Origin of the sequence: Tateyamaria algicola, from assembly GCF_047715485.1 — a bacterium.
In the GTDB taxonomy this organism is placed as follows: Bacteria; Pseudomonadota; Alphaproteobacteria; order Rhodobacterales; family Rhodobacteraceae; genus Tateyamaria.
Map to the genome: position 1 here is coordinate 3366306 of NZ_CP180422.1, position 12818 is coordinate 3379123.

Here is a 12818-nt window from a genome sequence, read left to right on the forward strand (position 1 = left end):
CATGGTTCTCAAACAACTCACTGGCTGGCACGTGCTTGGCATTTTCGGCAGCGCCTTTGCGATCATCATCAGCGTCAACCTGACATTGGCCTTCAAGGCCGTGTCGACCTTTCCCGGGCTGGAGACCCGCAATTCCTACGTGGTCAGCCAGAAATTCGATGCCGACCGCGCCGCGCAGCTGGCCCTGGGCTGGGATGTGCGGGCAGAGATCGAGGGCAGTGAACTGCACCTGTTCATCGACGATGCCATCGGCCCTGTCGTGCCGCGCATCACCTCGGCCACGCTTGGGCGCGCCACACATGTGGGTGATGACGTGACGCCGGTGTTCACACATGACGGCACCGGATTTGTCGCACAGGTGCCCGCACTCTCGCCCGGCAACTGGAACCTGCGCCTGACGGCGGATGCGGCGGATGGCACGGCCTTTCGCCAGCGGATCGTGCTGCGGGTCGCGCCATGACCATAACCAGCTGTCCGGGCTGCGTGGCGGCTGGCCCTATTGCCGAACAGACAGCGGCCCGATCCGGGCTGCCCACGCACGAGCTGATCCTGCCCACCATCCATTGTTCCAGCTGCATCCGCTCGGTCGAGCAGCTGTTGAATGCCCGCGATGACATCGCATCGGCGCGTGTGAACCTCAGCCGCAAGCGCGTCGCGATCAGTGCGGTGCCTGGCACCGATCCCGCCCCGTGGATCACGGCGCTGACCGCCATCGGCTTCGAGGCGCACGAGGCGCGGGATGCAGGCGCCACATCCGAGGATGACGGTCTGATCCTGCGCCTTGGCGTGGCCGGTTTTGCGATGATGAATGTCATGCTGCTGTCTGTCGCCGTGTGGTCCGGTGCGACGGACACGACACGCGATTTCCTGCACTGGATCGCAGCCACCATTGCCTTGCCTGCCGCCATCTACAGCGCGCAACCGTTCTTTCGCTCGGCCCTTGGCGCACTGCGTGCCCGCAGGCTGAACATGGACGTACCGATTGCGTTGGCCATTGTGCTGGCCTGTGGCCTGTCGCTCTATGAGACGATGTTGGGCGGCGAACACGCCTATTTTGATGCCGCCCTGTCGCTGACCTTCTTCCTGTTGGGCGGGCGTGTGCTGGAAACTCGGATGCGGCGCGCGGCCCGTTCTGCCGCCGCCGACCTCGCCGCGCTGGAGCCGAACCGCGTGACGCGGATCGAGGGCGATCTGCGCGTCAGTTGCCCGGTGGACGAAGTGGCCGAGGGCGACACGCTGTGGCTTGCCGCTGGCAGCCGGGTGCCCGTGGACGGCGTGTTGTGTGCAGACACAGCGCGCGTGGATCGCAGTGCGCTGACGGGGGAAAGCGACGCGATTACGGTAGAGCAGGGCGCAAACCTGACCGCGGGTGAAGTTCTGCTGACCGGTCCCGTCACCATACGTACAACGGTCGCGGCCACGGGATCGACCCTGCGCCGCCTTGTCCAACTCGCCTCGGTCGCGGAAGGGGCGCGCAGCCGATACACCAGCCTCGCCAACCGCGCGGCGGGGGTCTATGCGCCGCTGGTTCATGGCCTGTCGTTTGTGGCATTCATCGCATGGTCGGCGGCAACGGGTGACTACTATCATGCGCTGACAATCGCGATCGCGACCTTGATCATCACGTGCCCCTGTGCCCTCGGGCTGGCCGTGCCTGCGGTGGCCACAGTGGCCACGGGGCGGCTGTTCCGCATGGGGGTGTTGGTCAAATCCGAAACCGCGCTTGAAAGGCTGGCCGAGGTCGACACCGTCGTGTTCGACAAGACCGGTACGCTGACGGACAGCGCGCTGGTGCCGGGCGACGACCTGCCGCGCGACCGCCGCACTGTGCTCAAGGCGCTGGCCGAGGCGTCCAACCACCCGCTCAGCCGGAGCGTGCTGCCAAGGCTCAGCGATGTGCCCTCCGCACCGCTCAGCGATCTGCGCGAACATCGCGGCAAGGGCGTGACCGGACTGTGGGGCAACGTCCCCGTCGCGCTGGGTGATGCGGGCTGGATCGGGCAGGGCGAGGGCACCGTGCTAAAGGTCGACGATGACGTGTTCCCGCTGGACCGCCGCGAACAGGCGGTGCCAGAGGCGGGCGCGGCGGTCGAGGCACTGCGCGCAATGGGCCTTGATGTGCACATGCTGACCGGGGACAACGCGCACAATGCCGCGCGCATGGCCGAGACCCTGAAACTGGATCAGGTCCATGCCGGGGTGGGCCCCGAGGACAAACAGACCCTGATCACCGATTTGCAGGCAAACGGGCGCAAGGTGGTCATGATCGGCGATGGCCTGAACGACACGCTGGCCCTGACCCAAGCCTGGGCCTCCATCGCGCCGGGCACCGCGCTTGAGGCGAGCCAGAACGCTGCCGACGTGGTGTTGCTGGGCCAGAAGCTGTCAGGCATCCCGGCGGTGCTGCGGATCGCGCGCAGCGCCCGGCGCCGCATTCTCGAGAACTTTGGCCTTGCGGCATGCTACAATGCCGTGGCGATCCCGCTGGCCTTGATGGGCTATGCCACGCCGCTGATGGCGGCACTGGCCATGTCCACAAGTTCGATCACTGTCACCCTCAACGCGCTAAGGACCCGGTAGAGTCATGAATATCCTTGTCATTCTTGTTCCCTGTTCGCTGATCCTCGGTCTTGGCGCGCTTGTCGCCTTTGTCTGGACCTTGCGCCATGACCAGTATTCCGACCCCGAGGGCGATGCCGAACGCATCCTGCTGGATGAGGATGATGTGCCGCGCAGGTGAGCGGCCCAATTCGGCACGGATCTCAATTCTCATGGCTGCCGTGCTCTTGGGCATGTGGCGGCCTTGCATGTATTTGACGCCATGCGCGGTGCCTGTGATGATGGGCAAGGGCGCTGGACAGAAGGCAAAGATATGCAGATTCAGAAACTTGATCACGTGAACCTGCGCACGACGCAGCTGGACGCCATGATCGACTGGTACACGGATCGGCTGGGGCTGCGGGTCGGCTACCGGCCCGATTTTCCCTTTCCGGGCGCGTGGCTTTATGCGGGTGATACGGTTGTCATCCATCTGGTCGGCATCGACGGTCCCCCCGCCGTGGGTTCGGAAACCGCCCTGAAGCTTGAGCATTTTGCGATGACAGCCACAGGAGCCGCCGCGTTCGAGGACCGTTTGCGCGCGCGCGACGAAGACTTCCGCAAGTCCGAGATTGCAGCCATCGAAATGGTCGCCTTCAACATCTGGGACCCGGATGGCAATCACATCCACGTCGATTTCTCGACGCAGGAGTAAGCCCGCAAAAGGATTAGCCACCGGACCCGTATATTCAAATTGATTATCCGGCTGCGCTTGTGTCTCGCACTGAATTGGTGTCTGGCTTGCCGCAATGACCAAACAGATCAGGAGCCGTCATGTCCCGTTCTATCGCCCATCTGAGCGCCGTCGCTATCGCAACAGCAACAGCCGTGTTCGGACCCGCTGCTGTCATGGCAGAGGGCGAGTTGAACCTCTATTCCTCGCGTCACTATGATACGGACGAACGGCTTTATTCGGATTTCACCGATGCCACGGGCATCACCATCAACCGCATCGAGGGCAAGGCGGATGAGCTGATCACCCGGATGCAGGCGGAGGGGCCCAATTCACCGGCGGATGTGTTGTTGACGGTGGACACCTCCCGGCTGGCCCGCGCCAAGGATGCGAATGTCTTGCAGCCCATCGACAGCACCGTGCTCGAGGTCCGCATCCCGTCCTACCTGCAGGACAATCAGAACCAGTGGTTTGGCTTTAGCCAACGCGCGCGGATCATCTTTTATGACAAGGTGGACGTGAGCGACCCGCCGCAATCCTATTTCGATCTCGCTCATCCCGATTATGCGGGCATGATCTGTCACCGCTCGTCCACCAATGTCTATTCCCAAACGCTCCTGGCGGCGATGATCGAAAACCATGGGGAAGAGGCCGCGACCAAGTGGGCCCAAGGGGTGGTGGGCAACTTTGCCCGCGACCCGCAAGGCGGGGATACCGACCAGTTGCGCGGGCTGGTTTCGGGCGAATGCGACATCGCGATCTCCAACACCTACTATTATGCACGCGCCATCCGTCGCGACGTCGATGGCCTGTCCGAAGAGGCGCGCGAGAACATCGGCTGGGTGTTTCCCGGCCAGAACGAAGAGGGCGCGCATATGAACCTGTCAGGCGGCGGTGTCGCGGCCTTTGCGCCCAACTATGACAATGCGGTGCTGTTCCTGGAATATCTCGCCAGCGATCAGGCGCAGCAGTATTTCTCGGCCGGGAATGATGAATACCCCGCCGTTCCCGGTGTCGCGCTCAGCCCGTCTGTTGCGGCTCTGGGGATGTTCAAACCGGATGATGTGGATCTGAGCACGGTCGCGCGGAACGTGCCAAAGGCGCAGAAAATCTTTGACGACGTGGGTTGGAAATAGCCTGTTTTGCGACAGGCGCCCCTGCCCAGTTTTCGGCGACGCAACGCCGGTCGCATTCTTGACCTCGCTGCGCGCCTGCACTAAGCATCGCGGCACTGCGCGGGCGTTGTGTAGTGGTAAGACCTTAGCCTTCCAAGCTAATGACGCGGGTTCGATTCCCGCCGCCCGCTCCAAATCCTTCCGAGTTGATCGCCTGCGCGCCCCTGTCCACTTGACGTGACAGAGGGGATGCGGCCATGTGCGGTGCACGAGCACGGCCGGGAGACCGCATGACTGATCAGACGACCACCCATCTGCCACCGAATGCCGGTGCGCAAGAGCGTGAGAAATCAAAGCAATTGGGCGCCTTGCGCGCGCTTCTGCCGTTCTTGTTGCCGTATTGGAAACTGATGACAGCCGCGATTGCGGCGCTTGTGGCCACGGCCATCATCTCGTTGACCTTGCCGCTGGCCGTGCGCCGTGTGGTGGACAATTTTCGCACCGATGATGCCGCCATTCTCGACCTCTACTTCCTCGCTGCCATGGGGATTGCCGCGCTTCTCGCCATCGGCACCGGCCTGCGCTATGCGCTGGTCACCCGGCTTGGCGAGCGGGTCGTGGCCGACATCCGCAAGGCGGTGTTCAACCGCGTGATCGGCATGTCGCCCAGCTTTTACGAGAACATCATGACCGGCGAGGTCCTGAGCCGGATCACGACCGACACGACCCTGATCCTGAGCGTTGTGGGGTCGAGCGTGTCGATTGCGCTGCGCAACGTGCTAATCTTTACCGGCGGTCTGGTGCTGATGCTGCTGACCTCGGCCAAGTTGACCGGGCTTGTGCTGCTTATCGTACCGGCTGTTGTTGTCCCCATTCTCGTCCTTGGGCGCAAGCTGCGCGTGCTGAGCCGCGAGAACCAGGACTGGATCGCCGCCTCTTCGGGCCGTGCCTCTGAGCAATTGAGCGCCGTGCAGACGGTGCAGGCCTTTACCCACGAAGTGGCCAGCCGCGCGATGTTTTCCGATGTGACCGAGGCAAGCTATGGTTCGGCCAAGCGGCGCATCACCACCCGTGCGGCCATGACCGTTATCGTCATTTTCCTCGTTTTTTCGGGTATTGTGGGCGTTCTGTGGATCGGGGCCAATGATGTGCGCGCAGGCCTCATGTCGCCGGGTGCGCTGATCCAGTTTGTCATCTATGCGGTGATGGTGGCGGGGGCGGTGGCCGCCTTGTCCGAAATCATCGGTGAGTTGCAGCGCGCGGCAGGCGCGACCGAACGGCTGGTCGAATTGCTGAACACACGCGACGAAGTGCAAGACGTTGCCGCACCCCTCGCACTGCCCACGCCCGTCGAGGGGCGGATCGGGTTCGAGAACGTGCGCTTTGCCTACCCGGCGCGCCCGAATGCGAACGCGCTCGACGGTGTCACGCTCGATATCCAACCCGGTGAGACGGTCGCGTTTGTCGGCCCGTCCGGCGCGGGCAAGACGACGATCATCCAGATGCTCTTGCGCTTTTACGACCCGCAAGAGGGGGTGATCCGCCTCGATGGTGTCGATGTGGCGCAGATGGAGCGCGAAGCCTTCCGCCAGCACATTGCCTTGGTGCCGCAGGACCCGATGATCTTTGCAGCCTCGGCGGGCGAAAACATCGCCTTTGGACGCCCCGGGGCCAGCCGGGAAGATATCGAGGCCGCAGCCAAAACCGCCGCCGCGCATGACTTCATCTCGGGCCTGCCGGATGGATATGACAGCCCGCTGGGTGAGCGCGGTGTGATGCTATCGGGCGGCCAGAAGCAGCGGATTGCCATCGCGCGCGCGATCCTGCGCGATGCACCTGTGCTGTTGCTGGACGAAGCGACCAGCGCACTGGATGCCGAAAGCGAGCGCGCGGTGCAAATGGCCGTCGACAGCCTGTCCCAGGGGCGCACCACACTGATCGTCGCGCATCGCCTAGCGACCGTCAAAAAGGCGGATCGCATCGTTGTTCTGGATCAGGGCAGGGTGGTCGCCCAGGGTCCACATGATCAATTAGTAGCCGAAGGAGGGCTTTATGCCCGTTTGGCGCGCTTGCAGTTCACTGATGGCATAGCAGCCGAGTAATTCCCCTTCTGACTGTTACAATTGCGTGGTTTGACCGCCTAGCGACAGGTGATGTGTGAGGGACGATTATGGGTGTGTGGAGCTTTGTGAAACGCAAGGGCAAGACGCTGTTTGATGGCGAAGAGGCTGCGGACGTGCACAGCGATGTGTTGCGGGAAGAGGTTGCCAATCTGGGGCTGGATGCCAGCGGCCTTCAGATCAGTGTCCAAGGGGACATCGTCAAAGTGTCAGGCGCGGCGGTCAATCAGGAAACGAAGGAAAAGGTGATCCTTGCCGTGGGCAACGTTGTCGGCGTCGCCGTGGTCGAGGACGATGTGCCCAGCGACACCGACCCCGTCTTTTGCACCGTGGTGCCTGGCGATACCCTTTGGGGCATCGCGGCGTCTGCCCTGGGGGATGGCGCCCGCTGCACGGACATCTTTGAGGCGAACAAACCCATGCTGTCGCACCCCGACAAGATCTATGCCGGGCAGGTGCTGCGGATACCGCAGGATTGACCCGAAATCGTCGAAACGCAGGTGTAGGGCGGCGGGCCAGACCATTTTACCTTAGGTCACATGTACTGACGCCGCGTCCGAACTGGCCCAGCCCCTTGCCATCCTTGAACATTGCGGCAATCCACCGCATCTTGAGCGGTGAGGGACAATAGGCGCCGCGACAAGAAAACAAGGGCGCATCAGGGAGGATAGCCATGCCATTTGCAGGGATCGCAGACCGCGACGCAATTCAGGACGAAATGCCGTGGGAAGAGCGTGATGTCGCCAAGACCCTTTATGGCATGTTGAGCGATACGGCGGGGAAATTCCCCAGCCACAACGCCATCAGCTACCAGATATTCTCTGACCCCAAGGCCAAGGCCGAGACGCTGAACTGGTCCGCGCTCAAGGACCGGACAACCCAGTGCGCCAACATGTTTCGTGCCATGGGGATCGGGCCGACGGATGTTGTGGCCTATGTGCTGCCCAACGCGACCGAGACGGTGATCACCCTGCTGGGTGGCGCGGTTGCCGGTATCGTCAATCCGATCAACCCGCTGCTTGATGCCGAACAGATCGGGGCCATTCTGCGCGAAACCAATGCCAAGGTTGTGGTGACCCTGCGCGCCTTTCCCAAGACGGATGTGGCCGAGAAAACCGCCAAGGCCGTTGCCCTGGCCCCCAACGTCAAGAACGTGCTCGAGATCGATCTGCTGACGCATGTGTCGGGCCTCAAGTCCTTCATCATTCCGCTGATCCGTCCCAAGATGGAAAAGGCCCCCGGCGTCACCTATGCCGACTTCAACGCCGAGGTCGCCAAGCACCCCAAGACCCTGCAATTCGAAGATGTGCAGGAAGACCGCGTGGCCGCCTACTTCCACACGGGCGGCACCACCGGCATGCCCAAGGTCGCGCAGCACAAGTATTCCGGCATGGTCTATAACGGCTGGACCGCGCACCGCCTTCTGTACACCGAGCAGGACACGCTGATGTGCCCGCTGCCGCTGTTCCATGTCTTTGCCTGCCAACCCATCCTGATGGGCGCCATCGCGTCTGGCGCGCATGTGGTGTTCCCGACCCCGCAGGGCTATCGCGGTGACGGCGTGTTCGACAACTTCTGGAAACTGGTAGAGCGTTGGAAAGTCACGTTTATTATCACCGTGCCCACGGCGATCTCGGCCAAGATGCAGCGCCCCATTGATGCGGATGTGAGCACGGTCAAGACGGCCTTTTCGGGCTCCGCCCCGCTGCCGCAGGAACTGTTCAAGCGCTTTGAAAAGGCGACAGGCGTGACCCTGGTCGAGGGCTACGGCATGACCGAGGCGACCTGCCTTGTGTCGTGCAACCCCACGGACGGAGAGAAGAAGATCGGATCGGTCGGCATCGGTTTTCCCTATACCGACATCAAGATCTACAAGAACACACCCGACGGCGCGATCGAGGCGGGCGTGGACGAGATCGGCGAGATCTGCGTGAGCAATCCGGGCGTTTTCGCGGGCAACACCTATACCGAGGCGGACAAGAACAAGGACCTGTTCTATCACGACACGTTCCTGCGCACCGGCGATCTGGGCCGCTTTGACAGCGACGGATATCTGTGGATCACGGGCCGCGCCAAGGACCTGATCATTCGCGGTGGTCACAACATCGATCCCGCCGAGATCGAAGAGGCGCTGCTGGGCCACGAGGCTGTCGCCTTTGCCGGGGCCATTGGCCAGCCGGACGAACATGCGGGCGAGGTGCCTTGCGCCTATGTCGAACTGGTGGCGGGTGCGTCGGTGACACCGGACGAGCTGATGGCGTTCTGCAAAGAGCACGTGCACGAACGTGCGGCCCAGCCCAAGCACATGACCATCATGGACGAGTTGCCCAAGACGGCTGTGGGCAAAGTCTTCAAACCCGATCTGCGCAAAGAGGCGATCACGCGCATCTACAATGCGGCCCTGGAAAAGGCCGGGCTGGAGGCGCGCGTCGTGTCCGTCATCGACGACAAGAAGCGCGGGCTGGTGGCACAGGTGGCTGCCGGTGGCGCGAGCGAGACGGCGATCCAGACCGTGCTGGGCGATTACGTCCGGCCCTGGGAAATGGCGTCGGAGGCCATCGCGGCCGAGTGATCCTTAACCGACCGTGCGCTGTGGGTTGACAGCGACAGGCGCGCCGAAACGTACAGTTTGGCGCGCCTTTTGTACGTTTTGTCCCCAGCAAATCAGGGCCTTTTCGGCCCGTTTTGCGGATACTGCGCAGTTGGGGCCCGAAACTGTACGTTTTGGCCTGCGGGCAGGCATTAACGGTTTGTGCACATTCGGGCACGCGTTAACGATTTCCTTGCGCCCTTTACCATCCCTTAACGTTTCGGCCTGTTCCATGACGTGATCGTGAGGTGTCTGCCCCGGTTTCATCGCTAGAGTTGCGCGAAACGCAAGCGGAGACGGATATGCCCAAGTCACGAAAGAAAGCACGCGGCGCGACGCAACCCTCGGCCACGCCCGAGACCGTATCGCGCCGGTCATTTCTGGGCAAAGGGGCCGCGGCGACCGCCGTGCTGGCAGGCGGGGGTGTCTGGGCGGTCAGTTCGTTTCGCAGCTATGCCGCTGAACATGATCTGACCCGCGTGGGGCAGGGCAGCGTCACCATCGTGCAGATCCACGACCCGCAATGCCCGACCTGCACCGCCTTGCAGAAACAGACCCGCGCGGCGCTGCGCGACTTTGACGATTGCGGGCTGACCTATCTTGTGGCCGATATCAAGACGCCTGAGGGGGCAGCCTTTGCCCGCAAGTACCGGGTGCCGCATGTGACGCTGCTGCTGTTTGACGGCGCGGGTGAATTGCACCGCACCGTGCAGGGCCTGCAACAAAGCGCGCTGCTGGCCGAAGTCTTTGCCGCGCACAAGGCCGCTGTTGCCTGACGACACCGGCGGGGTGCGTCAGCGCCGGGGCGGCGCCATGGCATTGCGCAGGTCATCGTCCGTCAGGTTTGGATTGGCAGCCTTGAAGCAATTGACCATGGCGGCGCGTTCGCTCTCCGAAGGCCGCTGACCGGGCGTCGGATTTGCGGGCAGACAGCCGCGTGCCTGGTCTTCGGTGATGCCGAGATCTGAGGCCAGTTTGGCAGGGTCGGGTGGGCCACCCTGGCCCCCGCCCTGCGCGTCGGCCAGTGTGGGCAGGCATATCGCGGCCACGATTGTCAGAGATTTCAGGGACCCAAAAGCCATATCAGCCTCCATCTGTTGTGATCTGGAGGTGATACGGGGCGGCGGCATTGTTCTGTCGCCGCCCGTTTGGCTGTCGGCGGTCTGTCGCGCACCGCCCTTCGTTGTTGCGCGGGCCTAGTTCCCGGCGCTTTCCATCTTGCGGTTGGCAATGACCTCTTCCAGCCAGCCCAGCTTCATCTCGGGGACCGAGCTGAGCAGCAGGTCGGTGTAGTCGTCAAAGGGCGGTGTGAGCACTTCGGACTTGGTGCCGTAGCGCTGCACGCGGCCCTGGTACATCACCGCGATGCTGTCGGCGATGGCGCGCACCGTGGCCAGATCGTGCGTGATGAACAGGTAGGCGACATCCTCGATCTTTTGCAGGTTCAGGAGCAGCTTGAGGATACCGTCGGCCACAAGCGGGTCGAGCGCCGAGGTGACCTCGTCACAGATGATCAGTTTGGGCTTGGCCGCGAGCGCGCGTGCAATGCACACCCGTTGTTTCTGTCCGCCGGAGAGTTCCGCCGGATAGCGATCCTGAAAGCCCTTGCCCAGTTCGATTTCGTCCAGCAATTCCTGGATGCGCTTCTGCTTTTCCGCGCCCTTGAGCCCGAAGTAGAATTCGAGCGGGCGCCCGATGATCGTGCCCACGGTCTGGCGCGGGTTCATGGCGGTGTCGGCCATCTGGTAGATCATCTGCAATTCGCGCAGGTCTTCGATGCTGCGGCTGGGCTGGTCGGGCGTGAGGGTGCGGCCCGCAAATGTGATTTTCCCGTCGCGCGGCGGCAGAAGGCCGGTGATCACGCGGGCGAGGGTCGATTTGCCGGAGCCGGATTCGCCCACCACGGCCAGCGTCTGGCCCGGGCTGAGATCGACCGAGACGTCGTGCAACACGTCGAAATTGGTGCCTTTGTAGCGCGCCGTGATGTTTTCGACCCGCAGCACCGGTTCTGTAGGCTGCTTTTCCTCGTGCGTGATCGAGCGGACCGAGACGAGGGCTTGGGTGTACTCTTCCTTCGGTGCGTTGATGATCTGGTCGGTGGTGCCGTATTCGACCATCTTGCCCATCCGCAGCACCATGATGTGGTCGCTGACCTGGGCCACCACGGCGAGGTCGTGGGTGATGTAGAGCGCGGCGACACCGGTGTCGCGGATTGCGTCCTTGATCGCCTTGAGCACGTCGATCTGCGTTGTCACATCCAGCGCGGTCGTGGGTTCGTCGAACACCACGAGGTCGGGTTCGGGGCAGAGTGCGAGTGCGGTCATGCAGCGTTGCAACTGCCCGCCAGAGACCTGGTGGGGGTAGCGGCTGCCGATATTGTCCGGGTCGGGCAGGCCGAGCTTGGCGAACAACGCGCGCGCGCGTTTTTCCGCGTCCGATTTGCTGAACTTGCCTTGCAGCACGGCCGCTTCGATCACCTGCTCCATGATCCGCTTGGCCGGGTTGAAGGAGGCGGCGGCGGATTGCGAGACGTAAGTGACCTCGGCGCCGCGCAGGCGGCGGATGTCGCCGGGTTTGGATTGCAAAACGTCACGGCCATTGACCATGACGGAGCCGCCTGTCAGTTGCACGCCGCCCCGACCATAGGCCATGGAGGCGAGCCCGATGGTGGATTTGCCCGCGCCGGATTCGCCGATCAGGCCGAGGACCTTGCCTGCCTCAACGTCGAAATCCACGCCGTGCACGATTTCGATATCGTGGGGTTTCTCGCCGGGCGGATAGACGGTTGCGCCGATTTTCAGGCCGCGGACTTGGAGAAGAGGTGTGGTCATTGTGGCAATCCCCGGGGGCGCTGCCCCCGGACCCCCGGAGTTTTCTTGGCAAGATGAAGGAGGATCGGGTCATCCGCGGCCCCCTTTCAGCGAGGTGGTGCGGTTCAGGATCCAGTCGGCGATCAGGTTCACGCTGATGGCCAGCGTGGCGATGGCGACCGCCGGGTAGAGGGCGGCGCCGATGCCGAAGTTGATCCCTTCCTTGTTCTCTTTCACGATGCCGCCCCAGTCGGCCAGGGGGGCTGCACGCCGATCCCGAGGAAGGAGAGGGTCGAGATGAAGAGGACCATGAAGATGAAGCGCAGGCCCATTTCCGCCACGAGCGGCGAGAGTGCGTTGGGCAGGATTTCCCGGAAGATGATCCAGCCGAGTTTTTCACCCCTGAGCCGCGCCGCCTCGACGTAGTCCATGACGGAGATGTCCACGGCCACGGCGCGGGCGAGGCGGTAGACCCGGGTGCTGTCCAGGAGCCCCATGATCACGATCAGGGTGAGCACCGTGGCCTCGATGCTCGACAGGATGACGAGGGCGAGGATCAGTGAGGGGATGGACATGAAGAGGTCGACAAGCCGGCTCATCACCTGGTCGATCCAGCCGCCCGACACGGCGGCGATGAAGCCGAGGACCGAACCTGTGGTGAAGCTGAGGATGGTGGCGGCGGTGGCGATGAAGATGGTGGTTTGCCCGCCATAGATCATGCGGGTGAGCAGATCGCGCCCGATCTGGTCGGTGCCGAGCCAATGGGCGGCCGAGGACGGCTCCCACACATCGCCCACGGTTTCGGCCATGCCGTAGGGGGCGATGAGGCCTGCGAAGATGGCAGCGACGAAATAGGTGCCGGTGATGACGAGGCCGATGCCTGCGGAGAGGGGGATATTTTTTAGCATAGTT

The 12818-nt window shown here is 63.0% G+C and carries 11 protein-coding genes, 1 tRNA gene and 1 pseudogene; 10 read left to right on the forward strand and 3 right to left on the reverse strand.

Features of this window, described 5'->3' with window-relative positions:
* Position 1: 1 nt before the first annotated feature.
* From ACMHLQ_RS19065 to ACMHLQ_RS19110, 10 genes are all read left to right on the forward strand, one after another.
* On the forward strand, positions 2–460 hold the full coding sequence (locus ACMHLQ_RS19065; RefSeq protein ID WP_415402265.1) for a FixH family protein: 459 nt from the start codon (positions 2–4) through the stop codon (positions 458–460).
* Complete coding sequence (locus ACMHLQ_RS19070) at positions 457–2580, forward strand: heavy metal translocating P-type ATPase (RefSeq protein ID WP_415402266.1); 2124 nt, start codon at positions 457–459, stop codon at positions 2578–2580. Before ACMHLQ_RS19065 ends, ACMHLQ_RS19070 begins: the two co-directional genes overlap by 4 nt.
* Before the next feature lie 4 nt (positions 2581–2584).
* Positions 2585–2740: a cbb3-type cytochrome oxidase assembly protein CcoS gene (gene ccoS, locus ACMHLQ_RS19075; protein WP_415402267.1), complete on the forward strand. Its 156-nt coding sequence runs from the start codon at positions 2585–2587 to the stop codon at positions 2738–2740.
* A 132-nt stretch (positions 2741–2872) separates the two neighbouring features.
* Entirely contained in the window at positions 2873–3253 is a 381-nt protein-coding gene (locus ACMHLQ_RS19080; RefSeq protein WP_415402268.1) for a VOC family protein, read from the forward strand.
* Between the two features lie 194 nt (positions 3254–3447).
* Positions 3448–4407 (forward strand): extracellular solute-binding protein, encoded by a 960-nt coding sequence (locus tag ACMHLQ_RS19085; RefSeq protein WP_415405319.1) that lies wholly within the window; start codon positions 3448–3450, stop codon positions 4405–4407.
* Between the two features lie 99 nt (positions 4408–4506).
* Positions 4507–4580, forward strand: a tRNA-Gly gene (locus tag ACMHLQ_RS19090).
* Positions 4581–4676: 96 nt separating this feature from the next.
* Positions 4677–6488, forward strand: coding sequence for an ABC transporter transmembrane domain-containing protein (locus tag ACMHLQ_RS19095; RefSeq protein WP_415402269.1), 1812 nt, complete (start codon positions 4677–4679; stop codon positions 6486–6488).
* Positions 6489–6556: 68 nt separating this feature from the next.
* Positions 6557–6985 carry a peptidoglycan-binding protein LysM gene (gene lysM, locus ACMHLQ_RS19100; protein ID WP_415402270.1) on the forward strand — a complete coding sequence of 143 codons (429 nt, stop codon included), beginning with the start codon at positions 6557–6559 and terminating at the stop codon, positions 6983–6985.
* A 194-nt stretch (positions 6986–7179) separates the two neighbouring features.
* Positions 7180–9078 carry an acyl-CoA synthetase gene (locus tag ACMHLQ_RS19105; protein WP_415402271.1) on the forward strand — a complete coding sequence of 633 codons (1899 nt, stop codon included), beginning with the start codon at positions 7180–7182 and terminating at the stop codon, positions 9076–9078.
* Positions 9079–9398: 320 nt separating this feature from the next.
* A complete protein-coding gene (locus tag ACMHLQ_RS19110) occupies positions 9399–9872 on the forward strand; it encodes a twin-arginine translocation signal domain-containing protein (protein ID WP_415402272.1) in 474 nt (157 codons plus the stop codon).
* Positions 9873–9890: 18 nt separating this feature from the next.
* Here ACMHLQ_RS19110 and ACMHLQ_RS19115 read toward each other — a convergent pair whose 3' ends face one another.
* The 3 genes and pseudogenes from ACMHLQ_RS19115 to ACMHLQ_RS19125 all read right to left on the reverse strand — a co-directional run bounded on the left by ACMHLQ_RS19115 (position 9891) and on the right by ACMHLQ_RS19125 (position 12814).
* A complete protein-coding gene (locus tag ACMHLQ_RS19115; RefSeq protein ID WP_415402273.1) occupies positions 9891–10178 on the reverse strand; it encodes a hypothetical protein in 288 nt (95 codons plus the stop codon).
* 114 nt (positions 10179–10292) lie between these two features.
* Complete coding sequence (locus ACMHLQ_RS19120) at positions 10293–11927, reverse strand: ABC transporter ATP-binding protein (RefSeq protein ID WP_415402274.1); 1635 nt, start codon at positions 11925–11927, stop codon at positions 10293–10295.
* A gap of 69 nt (positions 11928–11996) precedes the next feature.
* A pseudogene (locus tag ACMHLQ_RS19125) lies at positions 11997–12814 on the reverse strand (ABC transporter permease).
* Positions 12815–12818 lie beyond the last annotated feature (4 nt).

Bases quoted from the DNA above. Each gene is read 5' to 3' on its own strand.
- ACMHLQ_RS19065 (WP_415402265.1), top strand. From the start codon at position 2: ATGGTTCTCAAACAACTCACTGGCTGGCACGTGCTTGGCATTTTCGGC.
- ACMHLQ_RS19070 (WP_415402266.1), top strand. From the start codon at position 457: ATGACCATAACCAGCTGTCCGGGCTGCGTGGCGGCTGGCCCTATTGCC.
- ccoS (WP_415402267.1), top strand. From the start codon at position 2,585: ATGAATATCCTTGTCATTCTTGTTCCCTGTTCGCTGATCCTCGGTCTT.
- ACMHLQ_RS19080 (WP_415402268.1), top strand. From the start codon at position 2,873: ATGCAGATTCAGAAACTTGATCACGTGAACCTGCGCACGACGCAGCTG.
- ACMHLQ_RS19085 (WP_415405319.1), top strand. From the start codon at position 3,448: ATGGCAGAGGGCGAGTTGAACCTCTATTCCTCGCGTCACTATGATACG.
- ACMHLQ_RS19095 (WP_415402269.1), top strand. From the start codon at position 4,677: ATGACTGATCAGACGACCACCCATCTGCCACCGAATGCCGGTGCGCAA.
- lysM (WP_415402270.1), top strand. From the start codon at position 6,557: ATGGGTGTGTGGAGCTTTGTGAAACGCAAGGGCAAGACGCTGTTTGAT.
- ACMHLQ_RS19105 (WP_415402271.1), top strand. From the start codon at position 7,180: ATGCCATTTGCAGGGATCGCAGACCGCGACGCAATTCAGGACGAAATG.
- ACMHLQ_RS19110 (WP_415402272.1), top strand. From the start codon at position 9,399: ATGCCCAAGTCACGAAAGAAAGCACGCGGCGCGACGCAACCCTCGGCC.
- ACMHLQ_RS19115 (WP_415402273.1), bottom strand. From the start codon at position 10,178: ATGGCTTTTGGGTCCCTGAAATCTCTGACAATCGTGGCCGCGATATGC.
- ACMHLQ_RS19120 (WP_415402274.1), bottom strand. From the start codon at position 11,927: ATGACCACACCTCTTCTCCAAGTCCGCGGCCTGAAAATCGGCGCAACC.